Below are 18,421 nucleotides of genomic sequence, written 5' to 3' on the forward strand. Positions count from 1 at the left end.
CCACACCGCCCCCCCCCCCCCCTCCACTCCCTTACGCCCCCCCTTCTTCCCCCCCCCCCCCGCCGTCGTACCCCCTGGGCGCCAGCGCCAGGCCCCGGGAGAAATCACCGGACCCTAACGCTTCTGAAACGGTTCTGAAACACCGCGGCGCGAGAGTTGATGCATCAGCCGCACCAGCAAGGAGCAAGCCATGAGCGTCTCTCTCACCCGCATCACCGACCTCCGCAGCCTCACCCTGGGGGACACCGTCCAGGCCTCCCGCTTCGGCAGCCTCCACTACCGCGGACGCGTCGAGGCCACGGCCCCCGCCCTGGGCGTGGTCTGGATCCGCGACGACGCCACGGGTTGCCGCGCCATGCTGCACGGCAACGTCTTCGAGGTCTCCCTCCTGCGTCCGGCCCTGCAGTTCGCCGCCTGACCCCACTGCCTCCGGGCGCCGCCGCGTCCGGGTGGGACCGCGGCGGCGCCCGGTAGTCTCTACGCATGGCCGACGAGACCCAGAGCACGCCCGTCCGCGACTCCACCCCGGCCGGCGCCCAGCCCGCCGACGCGCCCGGCGAGGACCGCCCGGATGCGGTGGACGACTTCGCCACGCGCCGCCACCGCACGGCGTCCGGGCTGGCGTACACGACGACGACGGGGCGCCTGGTCCTGCGGCGCGAGGAGACCAAGGACGGCAAGGCGGACGGCTTCCGGCCCAAGGCCGAGATCTTCCTCGTCGCCTATACCGCGGATACCGGGGAGGATTCCGACGCCGGGGCCGCACCGGCCGCCCCCAATTCCCGGCCCGTCGTGTTCGCCTTCAATGGCGGGCCCGGGTCCTCGAGCGTGTGGCTGCACCTGGGGCTGCTGGGCCCGCGCCGCGTCGACTCGGGGGACGCGGGGGCGATGACGGACGCCCCGTACGGGATCGTGGACAACCCGGAGTCGCTGCTCGAGCACGCCGACCTGGTCCTCATCGATCCCGTGAACACGGGGGACTCCCGCGTCGTGGACGGCGGGCAGGCGGACGAGTTCCACGCCTTCATCGAGGACCGCGACCTCGTGGCCGAGGTGATCCGGCTCTGGGTGACCCGCAACAACCGCTGGCTCTCCCCCAAGTACCTCGTCGGCGAGAGCTACGGGACGCTGCGCGCCGTCGCGGTGGCGCGGCGGCTCTTCGACGCGTACGGCATGGCGGTCAACGGCCTGGGGCTCATCAGCACCGTCCTGAACATGGCGACGCTGAGTTTCGACCCGGGCAACGACGCCCCCTACGCGCTGCACCTGCCGACGTACGCCGCGATCGCCCACTACCACGGGCGGCACGCGCGGCCGCTCGCCGAGGTGCTGCGGGACGCCGAGGACTACGCCTCGGGGGACTACGTGCTGGCGCTGCACCAGGGGCGGCGGCTGTCCAAGCGAAAGTACGACGCCGTGGTACGGCACCTCGCCGAGCTGACGACGCTGTCCGAGGGCTTCATCCGCCGGACGCGCCTGCGCTGGGACTACATGGAGTTCGCGACGGAGCTGCTGCGCGAGCAGGGGCTCATGGTGGGGCGGATCGACGGCCGCTTCGCGGCGCGGCCGCCGCGGCTGCAGGAGTCCCACACGTGGGAGGACCCGAGCCTGCGGGCGATCGCGGGGCCCTACTCCGCTGCGGTGAACCACTACGTCCGCGCCGAGCTGGGTTATGAGAGCGACCTGCCCTACGAGGTCCTGACGGGGCGCGTGCAGCCGTGGAGCTACCGCACGTTCGAGGGCGCGCCGGTGGACGTGACGCGGGACCTGGAGCGGCTCCTCGTAGACCTGCCCGGGCTGCGCGTGCACGTGGACTACGGCTACTACGACGGCGCGACGCCGCACGCGGCGGCCGAGTACGTCTGGGCGCACCTGGACCTGCCGCCGGGCGCCGAGGAGCGGTTCACGCACCACTACCACGAGGCCGGGCACATGATGTACCTCAAGCCGGAATGCCGCCTCGCGCAGCTCGAGGCCTTGCGGATCTTCGTCGGCGGGGCAAGTCGGGGCTGACGCCGCGCCGGCGTGACGAACGCCGTTGACGGCGCACCGATCGGCGCAACCGCGGGCTGATAGCGCTTTCGCGCGTTAGCGTGTCGTGACCTTCCCTGCGTTGCATTCGTCATGATGGGTAATATTGTGGAGTCACACCGGCGGCCACCGTCGCCGGAGCACCTAGTACCACGGAGAACGTGGATCAAGGAGGCAACATCATGGGCTTTATCGGTTGGATTGTTCTCGGACTGATTGCCGGCGCGATCGCGAAGGCCATCATGCCGGGCAAGCAGGGCGGCGGCTGGATCGCCACCCTGTTGCTGGGCGTCGTCGGCGCCATCCTCGGCGGCTGGATCGGCAGCGCCATCTTCAACATCGGCCTCGAGGAGTTCTGGTCCTTCCAGACCTGGATCGTGGCGATCCTCGGATCGCTGCTCGTCCTGGCCATCTGGGGCTTCATCACCAAGAGGCGCGCGGCCTAGCCCGTCCCGCCTGGACCATCACGCGGCGGCCGTCCCCTCCGGGGCGGCCGCCGCCGTGTTAACAGGGGATTTTGCGCCGGACCACCCGGAAAACCGGGAAGGGGGTTGCGGCGACCCTCCGCCCACATCGCAGGAACTCGTTGCATGGGGCGCTACTGAGCCCAGCATTGCGCACTTCACAACGGTTTATTCAACGAATATCGTCGTTCAGGCCGCATGCTGCCAGCGTTCTCCCAGAATGTTTACAAGAATTTTCGGTGAAGCTATTGACCCCCTCGGGGGAGGCGGGCAAGACCGGGCACATCGGATCGGGGGATCCGGGGAAGGCGTCAGTTGGGAGGCGCCGCGGGGCTGGGCCAATTCACTCGACACACGCACCGCACGGGTGGCCGACGGCAAGGGGAGCCGTCGGCCGGCTCGTTTTAACGGGGCTTTCCGGCGCGGCTACAGTGAAGCCATGGCCTGGACCCGGACGCAGGAACACTACATCGAACGCACTCCCGAACAGCTCTGGGACGTGCTCGCCGACCCCGCGCGGCTGCCCGAGTGGAACCCCGCCGTCGCGTCCCTGACGCCGCGGCCGGCGAACGGCCCGGCACCTCTCGGTCCGGGGACGGAGCTGGACCTGGTCCCGAGGCCCGCGCCCATCGGGGAGATCCACCGCCGCACCGCGCCGGCCGCCGTCGTCACCCGCTGCGACGCCCCGCACGCCTTCGCCTGGCGCCAGCAGCAGCCCGGCGGCGGACTGCTGCTCTCGTGGGAGCTGACCCCCGCGGGCACGGGCACGCTCCTGTCCCAGCGGGTGTCCGTCGACGGCGCGGCCTCGGCCCTCTTCGCCGAGACGGCGGCCCGCCCCCTCGCCTCCCGCTTCGCCGAGAACTGCGCGCGCCTCTACCGCCTCGCGGGCGGGACGGTCACGCAGCCGCTCAAGGTGGTCATCGCCGGCGGCACGGGCTTCCTGGGCCGCCGCCTGGCCGCCGATCTGCTCTGCCGCGGCCACGAGGTCGTGGTGCTCTCCCGGCGCCCGGACGACTCCCTGCCGTTCGTCCAGCGCGCGTGGGACGGCCGCGGACAGGGTCCCTGGGCCGCGGAGCTCGCGGGCGAGACGGCGCTCGTGAACCTCGCCGGGAAGCTCGTGGACTGCCCGCCGACGACGGCGAACATCGAGGCCCTGCGTGCCTCCCGGGTGGACTCCACGCGGGCGCTCGTCGAGGCCTCCCGGCGCCTGGACGCCCCGTTGCGGCGCTGGGTGCAGGCCAGCACGACGGCGGTCTTCGGCGACTCCGGGGACGCCCGCCTCACCGAGGACTCGCCACTGCCCCGGACGGAGGCGGACGGCGCGCTGCCGCAGATGACCGGCGTCGCCCGGCCGTGGGAGGAGGCGGCGGCGGGCGCGAACGCGGAACACCTGTCCGTCCTGCGCACCTCGATCGTGCTCGAGCAGGAGTGCCCGGCCTTCGACCGCCTGGCCCTCCTGGCCCGGGCCGGGCTGGGCGGACCGGTCGGGGACGGCGCCCAGTGGTTCAGCTGGATCCACCTCGAGGACTGGCTCGGGATCGCCCGGGCCGCGCTGGGACTGGAGGCGGGCGTGGAACTGGGCTCCGGCGTCGTCATCGCCGCCGCACCGGACCCGGTGCGCAACGCGGATCTCATGGCGGTGCTGCGCTCCCGCCTGGCCCCGGGCCCGCTCAAGCGCTTCTCGCTGCCCACGCCCGCGCCGCTGCTGCGCGTGGGCGCGGTCGCGCTGCGCACGGATCCGGCGCTGGGGCTCACGGGACGCCACGCGACCTCCTCCGTGCTCGGCCCGGCCGGGTTCCGCTTCCGCCACCCCGAGCTCGGCGCCGCCGTCGCGGCCATCACCTCCTAGCCGCCATGGACGCCGGCCTGCGCCACCTCGTTCTCCCCTCGCCGATCGGACCGCTGACCCTCGTGGCCGACTCCGGCGCGCTCGCCGCCGTCTACATGGAGTCCCACGAGCGCCGGCCAGGACCGGAGCGGCTCGGCCCCGCCGCCGGCACGCCGGCCGGGGGCGGCGACGCGGGCGTGGTCGGCGACCCGGCCGCGGGCGACGTCCTCGCCGAGGCCGCCGCCCAGTTCGCGGCCTACTTCGACGGCTCCCTGACGGAGTTCTCGCTGCCGCTCGCGCCGCGGGGCACGGACTTCCAGCTGCGGGCGTGGGAGCTGTTGCGGGCCATCCCGTACGGGAGCACGCGCAGCTACTCGGACCTGGCCCGCGAGCTCGGCAGCGTCCGGCTGACGCGCGCCGTGGGGACGGCGAACGGGCGCAATCCGCTCTCGATCGTGGTGCCGTGCCACCGCGTCATCGGCGCGGGCGGCTCGCTGACCGGCTACGCGGGCGGGCTGGACCGCAAGCTGTTCCTGCTGCGCCACGAGGGCGTGCTGCCGCCGGAGGACCCGGCGCTCTTCTGAGCCGGGCGGCGCGGCGCTACCCTTGTGGAACGGGCCCGCCCCCCGCGGACCCCGATCCCCCGGAGGTCGCGCCATGGGCCGGTTCGGCATCGTCTACCACCACCGTTCCGCCGCCTGCCGCGACTACGCGCAGCTGCTCGCGGACCACCTGCACCTGATGGGCCACCTGCGCCACGCGCTGCCCGTCACGGACGCGTCGGCGCACGAGCTCGTGTACGACGACGCGGTCGTGCTCTTCTCCCCCGTGACGCTCGGCCGGATCCACGGCGCGGCGCTCGTCCAGGCGGTGGCGCCCTACCGGCCGTGCGGGGTGGCGGCCGTGAACGACGGCGCGTTCCCCAACGGTGTGCTGGGGTTGTTCTCGCTCGAAGTGCGCGCCAACTCGGAGTTCTTCTCGCTGCCGCGGACCACGCCGGACCGGGCCGCGGTGCTCCCGGTGGCCCGGTGGCTCACCGGCCTGGCGCCCGCCCCGTGAACTCGTCCATGCTCGAGTAGACCCGGAAGACCTTGGCCGCCAGGAAGTCCCACGCGGGCCGCGGCAGGACGCCGCGGGCGGCACGGCCGAGCTTGACGGTCCACGGCAGCGTGAGGATCGGCATGCCCTGGACGAGCGCGTCCCAGATCGCCTCCACGACCGCGGCCGGTTCCTGCACGGGCGTCAGGAGCATGCCGCGCGCGCCGGCGAACATGCCCGTGGAGATGTAGCTGGGGCACACCGTGGTGACCTTGACGTGCCGGTGGCCCTCCTGTTCGAGCTCGATCCGCAGCGAGTCGGACCATCCCAGGGCGGCGGCCTTGGACGCGGCGTAGACGCTCATGCGGGGGTTGGAGACGAACGCGGCGGCGGAGGCGATCGTGACGATCCGCGCCGGGGTGCGGCGGGCGATCATCGCGGGCAGCAGCGCGCGGGTCAGCTGGATCGGGGCGTAAGTGTTCACGCCCAGGGTCGCGTCGATGTCGGCGGCGCTGTGCTCCCAGAAGAGGGCACCGCGGACGATTCCCGCGTTGTTGACGAGCACGTCGGGCGCGCCCACGGCGAGGACCTCGGCGGCGGCGCGGTCCAGCGCCGCGCGGTCGGTCACGTCCAGGGCCGTGGGTACGACGTCGGAGCCGGGCTTCGCGGCGCCCCGGACCTCGGCGGCGGTCGCCTCGAGCAGGGCCGCGTCGCGGTGGTCGAGGACGAGCCTATGTTACCGATGCGTCACGTGTCAGGAGGAGCGGTCGTTGACGCAGGGCGTCGGCCGCGGGGAGCCGGGCGGCTCAGCGCCGGGTCGCGCGGCGCCAGAGCAGGACGCAGCCGGCCACGCTGACAAGGGTCAGGCCTGCGCACCACATCAGCGCGGCGGCCGGATGGCCGCCCGGATCCATGGAGAACAGCCACGCGCGCACCGACTCGATCACCGGGGTCACCGGCTGGTGCTCGGCGATCGGCCGCAACCAGGCCGGCATGGTCTCGATCGGCACGAACGCGCTCGAGATGTAGGGCAGGAACACGACGATGAAGCTGAAGCCGTTGGCGGCGTCGACGCTCTTGGCCAGCAGCCCCAGCACGGCCATGACCCAGGACATCGCGAACATAAACGCGGCCAGCATGCCGACGGCCGCGAGCCACTGCCCCGCGGACGCCGTGGGCCGGAAGCCGATCGCCAGTCCGACGCCGAAGACGAGCGCCGTGGAGACCATGTTGCGGACGACGCTGGCCACGACGTGGCCGGTGAGCACCGCGGAGGCCGCCATGTTCATGGTGCGGAAACGGTCCACGATGCCCTCGTTCATGTCCTTGGCCACGCTCATGGCGGTCATCGAAGCGCCGAACGCGGCCGAGAGGATGATGGTTCCGGGCACGATGTAGTCGATGTACCGGCCGCTCGGATCCAGGGCGCCGCCGAAGATCGCGGTGAACAGCAGCAGCATCATCACCGGCAGGATCACGGCCATCAGCAGGGCCTCGACGTTGCGGACGGTATGCAGGACGCTGCGGTGGACCATCGCCGCGGAATCGCTGGTCAGGGTCGCGACGCTCATCGCGGGGCTCCTTCGCTCGTGGGGATCGTGCCTTCGTCCGCCCCGCCGGGGACGGCTGGAAGCCGGGGTGGTCCACCGGGTGCGGCCCCGGCGTCGTCCTCCGCTGCCGCCCTCGCGGCGTGGCCCGTGAGGGCGAGGAAGACGTCGTCGAGGCTCGGCTTGCGCACGGCGACGTCCGCGACGGGCCGACCCGAGGCCTCGATCCGGTCCAGGGCGGCGCGGAGCCCGTCGAGCCCGCCGCCTGCGGCGAAGGTGCCCCGCCCGCCGTCGGAGAACTCGACCTCCACCTGGTCGCTGCCGATGCGCGCCTTGAGCTCGCGCGCCGTCCCGTTCGCGACGATCCGGCCCGCGTCGAGGACGGCGATCGAGTCGGCGAGCGCGTCCGCCTCCTCGAGGTACTGGGTCGTGAGCAGCACGGTGGCGCCGTCGGCGGCGAGCTCGCGGACGAGCGCCCAGACGTCGGCGCGGCTGCGCGGGTCCAGGCCCGTCGTGGGCTCGTCGAGGAACACCACGGGCGGGGAGGTGACGAGTCCGACGGCGATGTCGACCCGCCGGCGCATGCCCCCGGAGAGCGCGGAGACGCGGCGGGAGGCGGAGGAGGCGAGGTCGAAGCGCTCGAGCAGCTCGTCGGTGCGGCGACGGGCGGAGCCGCGCGGGAGGCGATGCAGCCGCGAGAACAGCATGAGGTTCTCCCGCACGGTGAGCAGCTCGTCGATGGCGGCGAACTGCCCCGTGGTGCTGATCGAGGCGCGGACCGCGGCGGGTTCCGCGGCGGCGTCGTGCCCGTTGACGGCGACCGTGCCGGCGTCGGCGCGCAGGAGCGTGGACATGATGTTGACGAGCGTGGTCTTGCCGGCGCCATTGGGGCCGAGGAGGCCCTGGACGGTGCCGCGCGGGACGGCGAGATCGACGCCGTCGAGCACCGTGGTGCGGCCGAAGCGCTTGGTGACGCCGGCGAGGTGGATGGCGTGCATGGGTCCTCCCGGGGGCCGCATTGGCTAACTGTGTATGCCATAGAGTGTTGTTGTGTACGGTATACGCGGTTTTGCGTTCCGGTCAAGGGCGGGGCATGAGAAGCTGGGGTCATGAGCGCGCAGGAACTCCCCCACGAGGTGCGGGTGGCGCATGGCCTCGAGGAGGCGGCGCGGCGCGGACCAAAGCCCGGGCTCTCGCTGGAGGCGATCACCGCCGCCGGCATCCGGCTCGCCGACGCGGACGGCCTGGCCGGGGTGTCGATGGCCAAGGTCGCCAAAGAACTCGGCGTCACGACCATGGCCCTGTACCGGTACGTGGAATCCAAGGACGCGCTCGTGCGGCTCATGGCGGACTCGACCGTGAGCACGCTGCGCGACTACCCGGCGGGCCCGGCCTGGAAGGACGGACTGCGGCAATGGACGCTCGACGTCATCGACAACGCCATGTCCCACCCGTGGGTCGCCGAGCTGCCCATCACCGGCGGCCCCCTGCTGCCCGGCTCGCTGACCTTCCTCGACCGGGCCCTGGCCATCCTCGACGGGCAGCCGCTGGACCTGGGCGAGAAGCTCTCCACCGTCATGCTGCTGAGCGGCCACGCGCGGACCGAGGCCGTGATGTGGTCCCAGATCGCCGCGAGCCGCGCCGCGGCCGGGGTCTCCGACGTCCAGGCGGACACCGACTACGCCGAGCAGCTCGCCTTCGTCGTCTCACCGGAGCGCTTTCCCACCCTGCACCGCGAAGTCTCGGCCGGCGGTTTCAGCGAGGGCATCGGCGACCAGGACGACGACGCCGAGATGCGCTCCTTCGGCCTGGAGCGCATCCTCGATGGGCTCGAGGCGCACATTGCCCAGCGGCACGCGGGCGGCTGAGGGCCCGCTCCCCGAGGCCGGCCCCGGCCGGCCCGCTCGGTGGGGGCACGGCGAGCCCGTTCGTCGGGCGCGCTGGGAACGGCGGCCGCAGGGGTGGGCGCCGGCGCCGCGGTGGAACGTCGATGTGGACAAGGCACTGGCGTCGCCTCGCATTGTCCAAGCTTGGTCACATTCCTAGGCCCGGGCCTGCCGAACGGACATCGGCCCTCCGCGCCGCCCGGCACGTTCGGCAAAGGCGTCCAAGGCATCCAGCATCTCCGGGGACCGCCAGAATCGTCCGCGCTTGTACTTGTCCACTCCGATGAGGATCCCGGCATCCACCAGGAGGTCCATGGCCCGCTTCATCCGCATGTAGTCGAGCCCGAGCTCTGAACTCACCACCGAGGCATTGACCACTGGTCGGCGGGCCAGGAGCCCCAGGACGTCCCACACCGCCGCGTCGCGTCGAGCGCTGATCCGTTCGGCCCAGCCCTGCGTGATCTCCACGACGTCCTCGGCGAGTCGGGAACCATTTGCCACCGCCCTCAGGGCGGCCTCCGAACACAGGGAGACGACCGGTTCGGGGTCGCCTTCCCGGTAGGCGTCCAGGGACGCGTGGTAGGCGCGTACGTCTGCGAGGAGGCCGGCGGACACCGGCGTCGAAACCGTCCTCGTGACCTCGTGATGACGCAACATGGCGTGGATCAGGGCGCGGCCGGTCCTTCCGTTGCCGTCGGTGAAGGGGTGGATGGTCTCGAACTGGGCGTGGACGATGGCCGCGTGGACCATGGGGGGCACGTCAGAACGCCGGGCGTAGCGCATGAGGTCGTCCATCAAACCCCGGACCCGAGCGTGGTGCGGCGGGACGAAGTCGGCTCCGACGGGACTGGCATTGCTCGTGCCGATGCAGACCGCCTGCCCCCTCCACAAGCCGGCAACGTCTGCGTCGCGCGTCTCTTCCATGAGCGCGCGGTGCACGGCGAGAACGCTCTCCGGCACGAGCCGGTTGGACGTCGAAAGCGCCGCCTCCATGGCCCTGACATTGCGCACCACCAGGCGCGCGTTGAGCTTTGAGTCCACGCCCAACTCGGCCTCCCCCAGGCTCCGGGCGCTGGCCGTCAGGTTCTCGATCCTCGAGGACGCTGCCGACTCGGTGCGGAGCATGATGGCGGCGAACGGACCGACATGGGCCCCGTAGCGCTCGTCGAAACGGCTGACCTCGCGCCCGGCCTCATCGGCAAGCGCCACCACGGAAGGCGACGGGGTGTAGCGGATCTCCGCGATGTCGGGAGGCAGAAACGCACGGTACCTTTGACCGCGCATGCCCGAGTGGAACCGGCTCGCGGACTGTTCGTCGAACCCGCCTTCCCAGACCAGCTCCTCCCATTGCGCGCCAGGCCAGGAAACGTGCTCCGCCATGTAGAAGCCTCCTCCGCCCGAGATCTGTCGCATCCATCCGTAGGCGTTGAGAGCTCCCCACGATTCTAACGCTTAAACGAATATCTGTAAGGATATTATCCGGACTTTGACAGATCACGGCTGGCAGCGCGGCGTCCGACCCGGAACCGGCGTCACTCCACCGACCGCGCCCCGGGACGTGCTCAGCCCGGGTCCCCCGCGTCGACGACGCAGAAGCGATTGCCCTCCGGATCCTCCATGATCACGTAGTCGGCGTCCTCCGGTCGCCCCGCCCAGTCGACGTCCCGGGCGCCCAGGGCGAGCAGCCGGCGTCGTTCCCCCTCCTGGTCCTGCGCGTAGAGGTCCAGATGGATCCGCGGGGGCAGCGCGCGCTCACGTGGCACCGCGTCGAGCGAGACGTTCGGCCCGGTGCCGGAACGCGGGGACAGCAGGACGAAGTCGACGTCCCGCGGCTCGCGCACCACGTCGTCGAGGGCCGCGGTCCAGAACGCGGCCTGGGCCTCGAGGTCCGCGACGCGGATGACGATCGATCCGATGACGAGCATGCACGCAGTGTAGGCGCGCGGCGTCCTACTCGGAACCGGCGGCCACCCGGGACGCGACGGCCCGGTTCGCGGCGCCCCGGGACCGCGAGTGCGCGTAGTACAGCGGCAGGGCGGTGAAGGCGAGCCCGCCCACGAGGTTGCCGAGGACCGTCGGGATCTCGTTCCACACCAGGTAGTCCATGACGGTGAAGTCGCCGCCCAGCAGCAGGCCGGAAGGGAAGAGGAACATGTTGACGATCGAATGCTCGAACCCCATGAAGAAGAACAGCATGATCGGCATCCACATCGCGAGCGCCTTGCCCGGCAGGTCCTTGGCGATCATCGCCCCCGCCACGCCCAGCGAGACCATCCAGTTGCACAGCATGCCGCGCACGAACAACGTGAGCATGCCCGCGGCCCCGTGCTCGGCGTAGCCCAGCGTGCGCCCCTCGCCGATGTGGCCGATCGCCACCCCGACCTCGTTCGGCGGCGTGGAGAAGCCGTAGGTGACCACGATCGCCATGAGCACGGCGACCGTGAACGCGCCGATGAAGTTCCCCACGAACACGAGCCCCCAGTTGCGCAGCACCGCGCGTACCGTCACGCCTGGCCGCTTGTCGAGCCAGGCCAGCGGGCCCAGGACGAACACGCCCGTCAACAGGTCGTAGCCGAGCAGGTACAGCATGATGAAGCCGATCGGGAACAACACCGCACCGAGCAGCGGGCTGCCCGTGGTGACGGAGACCGTGACGGCGAACGCGGCCGCGAGGGACAGCAGCGCGCCGCCCATCACCGCGCGCAGGAGCGTGTCCCGCGTCGACAGGAAGATCTTGGAGACGCCGGCGTCGATCATCTCGGTGACGAGGTCGGCTGGTTTCACGTAGGACATCGGGGCTCCCAGGGCGAGGCGACGGTGGGCTGCCGGGCGTTCCGGCACACCACCGACCCTAGGACCGGCGGATTTCGGCGCCGTGAGCGCCTCCGCCCCCGCGGGTAACGTTTGGCGCACCGCCCCCGGGCGGACCCGTGAGCCCGGCGCCGGGGACGGGCTCGAAGGAGGCCATGCCCGCTGACGGGGGCATCGGCGTCGTCCTCCTCAGCGCAGGATCCGCACGGCCCCCGGCAGGACGTCGACGCGCACCGGCGCCGCGCCCAGCTGCCCAAGCGGTTCGCCGTCGGCACCCAGCGGCATCGCGGGCCCGCAGGAGAACGCCACCGAGCGCCCCCGGAAGACGTGGACGTTGCCGAGCCCCACATGCGCCCCGGAGTAGACCTTCGGGAAGGAGCGGAGCATGTCCAGCCGGCCGATCGCGCCGATGACGACGACGTCGAGCTCGCCGTCCTCGACCGAGGCCGACGGCGCGATCCGCATCCCCGAGCCGTAGAAGGCCGAGTTCGCCACGACGACGCAGGCCGCCCCGAAGGCGTGGGCCACGCCGTCGACCTCGACCACGTACCGCGACGCCCGGAACGTCGCGAGGGACCGGATCGCGGCGAGGGGATACTGCAGCCTCCGGGGCAGGCGGCGCATGCGGTTCACGAGCTCGGCGGTGCGGGCGTCGACGCCGGCGTAGACGGATCCGGCGACGATCCGTTCGGCGCCGTCCGGCTGGACCGCGCGGAGCAGGTCGGTCGGCACGGCCGCTCCCTCCAGCAGGATCCGCGCCACGGACGCGGCGTCCCGGGGCAGCCCCAGCATCCGCGCGAAGTCGTTGCCGCGGCCCGCCGGGACCACGCCCAGCACGCCTCCGCGCCGGGCGACCTCGCCGGCGATCGAGGACAGCGTCCCATCCCCTCCGGCGCAGACCACGACGTCCCCGCGATCCAGGGCGGACTCGACGCCCTCCCCCACCTGTCCGGGGCCGGCCAACAGGACGACCTCGACGGACGCGCCACGCGAACGCAGGTGCTCCGCGACCTCCTCGGCGGCCCGCTGCGCGGAGCCCGCACCCGCCGAGGGGTTCACCAGGAAGGAGAAGGAGCGGGTCGCCCGCGGCGCTTGGGTCACGCGCAACAGCGTCACACACACCCCGGCACGGCACAATTCCCCCTTCGCGGCGACGGACCATGCCCATCTCCTGGCCTGGGGGCCGAGAGGCATCGAGGCTCGGACTGGCACCCTGCCTCCCGCAACGGTCGTGCGCAAGTGCCCCGAAGGACTTCAGTGCCCGTAGAGAGCCGTTCCCCCGGCCCTGCGCCCCTCGTCCGGGAACGCGATTAAAAACGAAGGGACTTCCCGATTCCTACGAATCGGAAAGTCCCTTGTCTCGGTGGAGGTAAGGGGATTCGAACCCCTGACCTTCTGCATGCCATGCAGACGCGCTACCAACTGCGCCATACCCCCGAGAGTGCGTCCGTCCACCGTTTCCGATGTCCGGGCCGGTGCACTAATTTACAGCACGTACGCCCCAGGGCGCCAATCGGGCCCCGCGGATCTCATCCCACAGGCCGATCCGCCGCCGCACGGCCCCGCCATAGACTGGCCGGCGGAACACATTCGTTGGGGAAACAAAGGGGAAGACGTGGGCAGCACCACTTCCGTGGAGGGCATCGACGCGCCCGCCCAGGCGCGGGACGCGGACCGGGCACAGGACGCGGACCGGGCGCAGGGCACCGGCCGGCCGAAGCCCCGCATGCCCCGCCTGGTCCTCATCGCCGTCTCGCTCGCTGGCCTCGCGTTCTTCCTGACGTTCGTCCACCAGGTCCGGGACATCGTGGCGCCCGTGTTCCTGGGCCTGAACCTCATGATCATCGCCTACCCGATCCAGCGCTGGCTCACGGCCCGCATCCAGCGCTACGTCGCCGCCGCCCTGACGCTCGTGCTCGTGCTCGTGGTCCTCGCCGTGTTCTTCGGCGCGACGGGCTGGGCGGTGACCGAGCTCCTGCGGGAGCTGCCCCGGTACAACGCCGAGTTCGCGGGCCTCTGGCGCGACCTGGCCGGCTGGCTCGCGACGCTCGGGATCAGCGAGACCGCCATCATGGACCAGTTGCGGGCCATCAACGCGACGAGCATCGTCGGCATGCTGACGCCGTTCGTCGGGCAGGTCGCCTCCGCCGCCACGGTCCTCGTCACGGTCGTCATGGCGGTGTTCTTCCTGGGCATGGACTCCACCTCGATCGACCGCCGCCTCGCGATGGCCTCCACGACACACCCCGGCTTCACGCGGGCGCTCACGAGCTTCGGCCACGGGGTGCGCCGCTACTGGGTCGTGACCACGGTCTTCGGCCTGATCGTGGCGCTCCTGGACGTCGTCGTGCTCGCCGTCATCGGCGTCCCCCTCATCTGGGTCTGGGGCGTGCTCGCTTTCCTGACCAACTACATCCCCAACATCGGGTTCGTGATCGGCCTGGTCCCGCCCGCGCTGCTGGCCCTGCTCGACGGCGGACCGGGCCCCTCGCTGGCCGTCATCGCCTCCTACAGCATCCTGAACTTCTCCGTGCAGTCGATCATCCAGCCCAAGTTCACGGGCCAGTCCGTGGGCGTCACCCCGACGGTGTCCTTCCTGTCCCTGCTCTTCTGGTACTGGGTGCTCGGCTGGCTCGGCGCGCTCCTGGCCCTCCCGGCGACCCTGCTGCTCAAGGCCCTCCTCGTGGACGCCGATCCCCGGGCGCGCTGGTTCAACGCCCTGATCTCCTCCAACCCCGCGCGGGAATCCGGGTACGACGCCGGGGCCGCGCCCCCCACCGTCCACCCGCCCGGGCACGGGGAGACCGGGGACCGTGCGCCGGCGGGCCACACCCTTCCGGAGGCCGCCGACGAGCCCGCGGACCCGGCCCCGGCGGCAGGAGAAGAGCACGCCCAGGCGGGCTCCGGCGTCGTACCCGGCAGGGGTTCCCACGACGCGGCGCACGGGTGAGAATGGCCGTGGCGCCGACCGCGCCGCTCCTCCCAGAGAAAGCGGAACCATGGCCATCGGGCTGAACCCCTACCTGCAATTCGACGGCACCGCGCGCGAGGCCGGCGAGTTCTACCACTCCGTGTTCGGCGGCGAGCTGAGCGTCATGAGCTACGCCGAGGGCATGGGCGACGAGAACCCCGAGACGAAGGACCTCGTCATGCACTCCTCGCTCTACGTCGCGCGCGGCTACCACGTCATGATCGCCGACAAGTCGCCCGAGATGCCCGCGCCGCAGAACGGCACGGTGTCGCTCAGCACGAACGGCGAGGACCCGTCCGAGGACCAGGTGCTCAAGGACGCCTGGGTGAAGCTCGCCGAGGGCGCCGAGATCCAGATGCCGCTCGAGAAGGCGCCGTGGGGCGACTACTTCGGGCAGCTCGTGGACAAGTTCGGCGTGACGTGGATGTTCAACGTCGGCGCGGAGCAGGCGTCGGACGAGGGCGAAGGCTAGGGCTATAGCTCGAGCTAGCCGCGCACGGGCGTCCCGCGGCGCTTCTCCACGGCGCCGGAGACGAGCGCGAGGGCCAGACCCAGCACGGCCAGGCCGGCACCGAAGAACGCGGGCGCCTGATAGCCCAGGCCCGCGCGGATGACCTCCGCACCGAGCGCGGCCCCGAGGGCGTTGGCGACGTTGAGCGCCGAGTGGTTCAGCGACGCCGCGAGCGACTGCGCCCGTGGGGCCGAGTCCATGAGCAGCGCCTGCAGCGCGGGCACCAGCAGCGAGCCGAGGCTGCCCATGATGAACACGAGGACCAGCGCCAGGACCGGGAACGGCGAGAGGTAGCCGAACGCCGTCATGATGAGCACCATGAGGGACAGCGAGACGTAGAGGCTACCGTGGACGGACCAGTCGGCCATGCGGCCGCCGACGAGGTTGCCCGCGACCATGCCGATCCCGTAGAGGCCGAGCACGAGCGGGACCGTGTTGATCGGCAGGCCGGTGACGTCCGTGAGGATGGGGCTGATGTAGGAGTAGACGGCGAAGAAGCCGCCGAATCCGACGACGCCCGTGGCCATCGCGAGCCAGACCCGGCCGCTGCGCAGGGCCCCGAGCTCGCGGCGGATGCTCGCCTCTTCGTGGGCCGGGGCGAACGGGACGTGGCTGCGGATCAGCACCCAGGTCAGGGCGCCGACCGCGCCGACGACGACGAACATCCACCGCCAGCCCAGCTGCTGCCCCAGCCACGTCACGACGGGCACGCCGAGGACGTTGGAGACGGAGAGGCCGAGCATGACCCACGCGATCGCCCGGCCGCGCATCGTCGCCGGGACGAGCGTGCTGGCGAGGATCGCCGCGATACCGAAGTACGCCCCGTGCGGCAGGCCGGAGAGGAAGCGGGAGAACAGCATGACCTCGTAGCTCGGGGCGACGATCGAGGCGACGTTGGCGAGCGTGAAGAACGCCATGAGCCACAGGACCATGGTGCGCTTGGGGACCTTCGCGCCGAGGGCGGTGAGGACCGGGGCCCCGACGACCACGCCGAGCGCGTAGGCCGTGATGAGCCAGCCCATGTCCTCGTTGCCGACGCCGAGGTCGGCCGCGCCCTCCTGCAGCAGGCCCATGATCGTGAACTCCGTGGTCCCGATGCCGAAGCCGCCCATGGCCAGCGCCAGCACCGCGAAGAACAGCGGGCGTCCGTAGAGCAGCGTCGAGACCGGAGGGGTGCGGGGCGCGCCGGCGGCCTGGGCGGCCGACGCGGCGGACCGCTCCGCCGGCGCGGTGGCCTGTGCGGCCGGGATGCCGCGGTCGCCGCCGGCGGGGGCCACGTCGGCGGGCGGCACGGCCTGGGACCCGGGCGCTGCGACGTCTCGATCGGGCGTGTTGGGTGAGGACATGGGGACCTGCCTGTGGATGGTGCGGGGACTGGCGTGCGGGCCTGGCTGCGGCAGCTCCGGCACATCCGTGCAACAGTCTAGGGCCGCCTCCGCATTCCCGCCCCCTCTGCGCTGCGGCTCACGGACTCGCTGCCACGCGCGCCAAGGCCACGCGCGGCGAACTGCAACGATCGGACCAATCGACGTCCATTGGACGTCGATCCGTCGAGTTCCCGCAGTTCCGTGAGGACTCCCCCCGACGCGCGCCGGGGACGCCCCGTGGTCGGGGGCTAGAGCTCGTCCAGCGGGATCGACGGATCGGCGAGGCGGTCGGCGTCGACGCTCCGGCCGATGAGCGCCCGCAGCGCGTCGTTCACGTCCCAGATGTTCACGTTCATCGCGGCCGCGACCGTCCCCGCACCGCTGGCACCGGACGCCGCACCTCCACGACCGGCCCCGGCATCGGACCCCTCGGCGCCATCGCCGTCGAGCCAGAACACGATGAACTCCCCGGCCTCGAGCTCGCCGCGCACCACGGTCCGCGCATCCGGCCCGCCGCGGCCGACGTACTCCATGCCGAGGTCGAACTGGTCGGTGAAGAAGTAGGGCTGCCAGTCGTACACCTCGTCGCGGCCCAGGATCGTCGCGGCGGCCAGCTTGCCCTGGCGGATCGCGTTGTCCCAGTGCTCCACGCGCAACCGTCCCAGCGTGGCGTGCTGCGCGTTGGCGACGTCGCCGACGGCCAGGATCCCGGGCTCGGACGCGCGCAGCCGGGAATCCACGACGACTCCGTTGCCCACCTCGAGCCCGGCCCCTTCGGCGAGCTCCGTGAGGGGCACCGCGCCGACGGCGAGCAGCACCGCGTCGGCGGGGACATCGCCGTCTGACGTTTGAAGCCCCGCGGCCCGGCCGTCCCGCTCGAGGATCCCCGTGACCGTGCTCCCGAGGCGCAGCTCGACGCCCTGGTGGTGGTGCAGCTGCGCGAAGTAGGCGCCGAGCTCCGGGCCCATGACCTTCGCGAGGGGCACGTCGTCGGGCGCCACGATCGTGACCTCCATGCCCGCCTGCCGCGCGCTCGCCGCGACCTCGAGCCCGATCCAGCCCGCGCCGACCACCGCGAGGCGACCCCCGGCGTCGAACACCTCCTTGAGCTTCTCCGAGTCCTCGAAGCGGCGCAGCACGTGCACTCCCGGCAGCTCCTCGCCGGGCAGCCCGGGGCGGCGCGGGACGGCACCCGTGGCCAGGACGAGGTGCGTGTACTCGAGGCCGGTCCCGTCGTCGAGGACCACGGTGCGGGAGGCGGCTTCGAGGTCCGTCGCGGTGCGGCCGAGCCTCAGGTCGATGCCGCGGCCGCGGTACCAGGAGGCGTCGTGCACGATCGCCTTCTCCCGCTCCTGGCGCCCCTGCAGGTAGTCCTTCGAGAGCGGCGGGCGCTCGTAGGGCGGGTCGGGTTCGGCGCCGATGAGGGTGATCCGGCCGTCGTACCCGCCTTCGCGCAGGGCCTCGACGGTGTGGGCGGCGGCGAGGCCGGCCCCGATGACAACGGTGTGTTCCTGCGGCGACATGGCGCCCTCCTTGGTCCGGCGGCGCGCAGGCCGCCCTCTCGCCAAGCTATGCCGGGCGCCCCGGCCGGTCAAGCGGAGCCGGGCGGTCCTCCTCGAGCCGCAGTTCCCGACCGGCGAAGCGGGCGCGCAGGGCGCGGTCGTGCGTCGCGAGCACCACGGCCCCCGGGTAGGCGTCGAGGGCGTCCTCGAGCTCCCCGACGAGCGCGGGCGCCAAGTGGTTGGTGGGCTCGTCGAGCAGGATCAGGTCCACGGGCTCCGCCACGAGCCGCGCGAGCTCGATCCGCCGCCGCTGCCCGTAGGAATCTCAATGATGTTGTCAACGGATTCCTGCGGGTCGGTTAGGGCCCCGGTCACAATGAGGTGATCCACCAATGGGGCTTTGGAATCACGGGTGGGGATCCCCCCTCTGGATCAAGCGATCTCCTGTAGGGTTTCCGACCTGAC

The 18,421-nt window shown here is 71.9% G+C and carries 17 protein-coding genes, 1 tRNA gene and 2 pseudogenes; 9 read left to right on the forward strand and 11 right to left on the reverse strand.

What is annotated here, in order from left to right; genetic code table 11:
• Window positions 1–190: 190 nt before the first annotated feature.
• From ACQ3I4_RS06495 to ACQ3I4_RS06520, 6 genes are all read left to right on the forward strand, one after another.
• Window positions 191–418, forward strand: a complete 228-nt coding sequence (locus tag ACQ3I4_RS06495) for a hypothetical protein (RefSeq protein ID WP_329862100.1) — start codon at window positions 191–193, stop codon at window positions 416–418.
• A gap of 65 nt (window positions 419–483) precedes the next feature.
• Complete coding sequence (locus ACQ3I4_RS06500) at window positions 484–2,013, forward strand: S10 family peptidase (protein ID WP_329862101.1); 1,530 nt, start codon at window positions 484–486, stop codon at window positions 2,011–2,013.
• 200 nt (window positions 2,014–2,213) lie between these two features.
• Window positions 2,214–2,477, forward strand: a complete 264-nt coding sequence (locus ACQ3I4_RS06505; RefSeq protein ID WP_329862102.1) for a GlsB/YeaQ/YmgE family stress response membrane protein — start codon at window positions 2,214–2,216, stop codon at window positions 2,475–2,477.
• 457 nt (window positions 2,478–2,934) lie between these two features.
• Window positions 2,935–4,344: an SRPBCC family protein gene (locus tag ACQ3I4_RS06510; RefSeq protein WP_329862103.1), complete on the forward strand. Its 1,410-nt coding sequence runs from the start codon at window positions 2,935–2,937 to the stop codon at window positions 4,342–4,344.
• 5 nt (window positions 4,345–4,349) lie between these two features.
• Complete coding sequence (locus tag ACQ3I4_RS06515) at window positions 4,350–4,907, forward strand: methylated-DNA--[protein]-cysteine S-methyltransferase (RefSeq protein WP_329862104.1); 558 nt, start codon at window positions 4,350–4,352, stop codon at window positions 4,905–4,907.
• Window positions 4,908–4,980: 73 nt separating this feature from the next.
• Complete coding sequence (locus ACQ3I4_RS06520; protein ID WP_329862105.1) at window positions 4,981–5,382, forward strand: hypothetical protein; 402 nt, start codon at window positions 4,981–4,983, stop codon at window positions 5,380–5,382.
• Here ACQ3I4_RS06520 and ACQ3I4_RS06525 read toward each other — a convergent pair.
• The 3 genes and pseudogenes from ACQ3I4_RS06525 to ACQ3I4_RS06535 form a co-directional block, all read right to left on the reverse strand.
• Window positions 5,357–6,082, reverse strand: a pseudogene (locus ACQ3I4_RS06525) (SDR family NAD(P)-dependent oxidoreductase); the annotation flags it as partial. The gene ACQ3I4_RS06520 and the pseudogene ACQ3I4_RS06525 sit on opposite strands and share 26 nt — an antisense overlap.
• A gap of 85 nt (window positions 6,083–6,167) precedes the next feature.
• Entirely contained in the window at window positions 6,168–6,932 is a 765-nt protein-coding gene (locus ACQ3I4_RS06530) for an ABC transporter permease (protein ID WP_329862106.1), read from the reverse strand.
• On the reverse strand, window positions 6,929–7,906 hold the full coding sequence (locus tag ACQ3I4_RS06535) for an ABC transporter ATP-binding protein (protein ID WP_329862107.1): 978 nt from the start codon (window positions 7,904–7,906) through the stop codon (window positions 6,929–6,931). The genes ACQ3I4_RS06530 and ACQ3I4_RS06535 overlap by 4 nt, the downstream gene beginning before the upstream one ends.
• Window positions 7,907–8,017: 111 nt before the next feature.
• Between ACQ3I4_RS06535 and ACQ3I4_RS06540 the strand changes: the two genes are divergently transcribed.
• Window positions 8,018–8,776, forward strand: coding sequence for a TetR/AcrR family transcriptional regulator (locus tag ACQ3I4_RS06540; RefSeq protein ID WP_329862108.1), 759 nt, complete (start codon window positions 8,018–8,020; stop codon window positions 8,774–8,776).
• A gap of 174 nt (window positions 8,777–8,950) precedes the next feature.
• Here the strand turns inward: ACQ3I4_RS06540 and ACQ3I4_RS06545 are convergent, their stop codons facing one another.
• From ACQ3I4_RS06545 to ACQ3I4_RS06565, 5 genes are all read right to left on the reverse strand, one after another.
• Window positions 8,951–10,174 carry a Fic family protein gene (locus ACQ3I4_RS06545; protein WP_329862109.1) on the reverse strand — a complete coding sequence of 408 codons (1,224 nt, stop codon included), beginning with the start codon at window positions 10,172–10,174 and terminating at the stop codon, window positions 8,951–8,953.
• A 182-nt stretch (window positions 10,175–10,356) separates the two neighbouring features.
• Window positions 10,357–10,719 (reverse strand): VOC family protein, encoded by a 363-nt coding sequence (locus tag ACQ3I4_RS06550; RefSeq protein WP_329862110.1) that lies wholly within the window; start codon window positions 10,717–10,719, stop codon window positions 10,357–10,359.
• 25 nt (window positions 10,720–10,744) lie between these two features.
• A complete protein-coding gene (locus tag ACQ3I4_RS06555; RefSeq protein WP_329862119.1) occupies window positions 10,745–11,587 on the reverse strand; it encodes a formate/nitrite transporter family protein in 843 nt (280 codons plus the stop codon).
• Between the two features lie 207 nt (window positions 11,588–11,794).
• The gene (locus ACQ3I4_RS06560; RefSeq protein ID WP_329862111.1) at window positions 11,795–12,706 is read right to left on the reverse strand and encodes a diacylglycerol/lipid kinase family protein; all 912 of its coding nucleotides are present in this window, start codon (window positions 12,704–12,706) and stop codon (window positions 11,795–11,797) included.
• 263 nt (window positions 12,707–12,969) lie between these two features.
• Window positions 12,970–13,042, reverse strand: a tRNA-Ala gene (locus ACQ3I4_RS06565).
• 178 nt (window positions 13,043–13,220) lie between these two features.
• On the opposite strand from ACQ3I4_RS06565, the gene ACQ3I4_RS06570 reads away from it, so the two are divergent.
• Window positions 13,221–14,555, forward strand: a complete 1,335-nt coding sequence (locus ACQ3I4_RS06570) for an AI-2E family transporter (RefSeq protein WP_430633139.1) — start codon at window positions 13,221–13,223, stop codon at window positions 14,553–14,555.
• A 49-nt stretch (window positions 14,556–14,604) separates the two neighbouring features.
• Entirely contained in the window at window positions 14,605–15,048 is a 444-nt protein-coding gene (locus ACQ3I4_RS06575) for a VOC family protein (protein ID WP_329862113.1), read from the forward strand.
• Between the two features lie 14 nt (window positions 15,049–15,062).
• On the opposite strand, the gene ACQ3I4_RS06580 is transcribed toward ACQ3I4_RS06575, so the two are convergent.
• From ACQ3I4_RS06580 to ACQ3I4_RS06590, 3 genes and pseudogenes are all read right to left on the reverse strand, one after another.
• Entirely contained in the window at window positions 15,063–16,199 is a 1,137-nt protein-coding gene (locus ACQ3I4_RS06580; protein WP_329862120.1) for an MFS transporter, read from the reverse strand.
• A gap of 503 nt (window positions 16,200–16,702) precedes the next feature.
• Window positions 16,703–17,977 carry an NAD(P)/FAD-dependent oxidoreductase gene (locus ACQ3I4_RS06585; protein ID WP_329862114.1) on the reverse strand — a complete coding sequence of 425 codons (1,275 nt, stop codon included), beginning with the start codon at window positions 17,975–17,977 and terminating at the stop codon, window positions 16,703–16,705.
• A gap of 46 nt (window positions 17,978–18,023) precedes the next feature.
• A pseudogene (locus tag ACQ3I4_RS06590) lies at window positions 18,024–18,266 on the reverse strand (ABC transporter ATP-binding protein); the annotation flags it as partial.
• Between the last annotated feature and the right edge of the window lie 155 nt (window positions 18,267–18,421).

This window comes from Zafaria sp. Z1313 (genome assembly GCF_050563205.1).
GTDB lineage: Bacteria > Actinomycetota > Actinomycetes > Actinomycetales > Micrococcaceae > JAZDCJ01.

Coding starts and splice junctions, on each gene's coding strand:
- ACQ3I4_RS06495 (WP_329862100.1), top strand. CDS start 191: ATGAGCGTCTCTCTCACCCGCATCACCGACCTCCGCAGCCTCACCCTG.
- ACQ3I4_RS06500 (WP_329862101.1), top strand. CDS start 484: ATGGCCGACGAGACCCAGAGCACGCCCGTCCGCGACTCCACCCCGGCC.
- ACQ3I4_RS06505 (WP_329862102.1), top strand. CDS start 2,214: ATGGGCTTTATCGGTTGGATTGTTCTCGGACTGATTGCCGGCGCGATC.
- ACQ3I4_RS06510 (WP_329862103.1), top strand. CDS start 2,935: ATGGCCTGGACCCGGACGCAGGAACACTACATCGAACGCACTCCCGAA.
- ACQ3I4_RS06515 (WP_329862104.1), top strand. CDS start 4,350: ATGGACGCCGGCCTGCGCCACCTCGTTCTCCCCTCGCCGATCGGACCG.
- ACQ3I4_RS06520 (WP_329862105.1), top strand. CDS start 4,981: ATGGGCCGGTTCGGCATCGTCTACCACCACCGTTCCGCCGCCTGCCGC.
- ACQ3I4_RS06530 (WP_329862106.1), bottom strand. CDS start 6,932: ATGAGCGTCGCGACCCTGACCAGCGATTCCGCGGCGATGGTCCACCGC.
- ACQ3I4_RS06535 (WP_329862107.1), bottom strand. CDS start 7,906: ATGCACGCCATCCACCTCGCCGGCGTCACCAAGCGCTTCGGCCGCACC.
- ACQ3I4_RS06540 (WP_329862108.1), top strand. CDS start 8,018: ATGAGCGCGCAGGAACTCCCCCACGAGGTGCGGGTGGCGCATGGCCTC.
- ACQ3I4_RS06545 (WP_329862109.1), bottom strand. CDS start 10,174: ATGGCGGAGCACGTTTCCTGGCCTGGCGCGCAATGGGAGGAGCTGGTC.
- ACQ3I4_RS06550 (WP_329862110.1), bottom strand. CDS start 10,719: ATGCTCGTCATCGGATCGATCGTCATCCGCGTCGCGGACCTCGAGGCC.
- ACQ3I4_RS06555 (WP_329862119.1), bottom strand. CDS start 11,587: ATGTCCTACGTGAAACCAGCCGACCTCGTCACCGAGATGATCGACGCC.
- ACQ3I4_RS06575 (WP_329862113.1), top strand. CDS start 14,605: ATGGCCATCGGGCTGAACCCCTACCTGCAATTCGACGGCACCGCGCGC.
- ACQ3I4_RS06580 (WP_329862120.1), bottom strand. CDS start 16,199: ATGGGCGGCTTCGGCATCGGGACCACGGAGTTCACGATCATGGGCCTG.
- ACQ3I4_RS06585 (WP_329862114.1), bottom strand. CDS start 17,977: ATGTCGCCGCAGGAACACACCGTTGTCATCGGGGCCGGCCTCGCCGCC.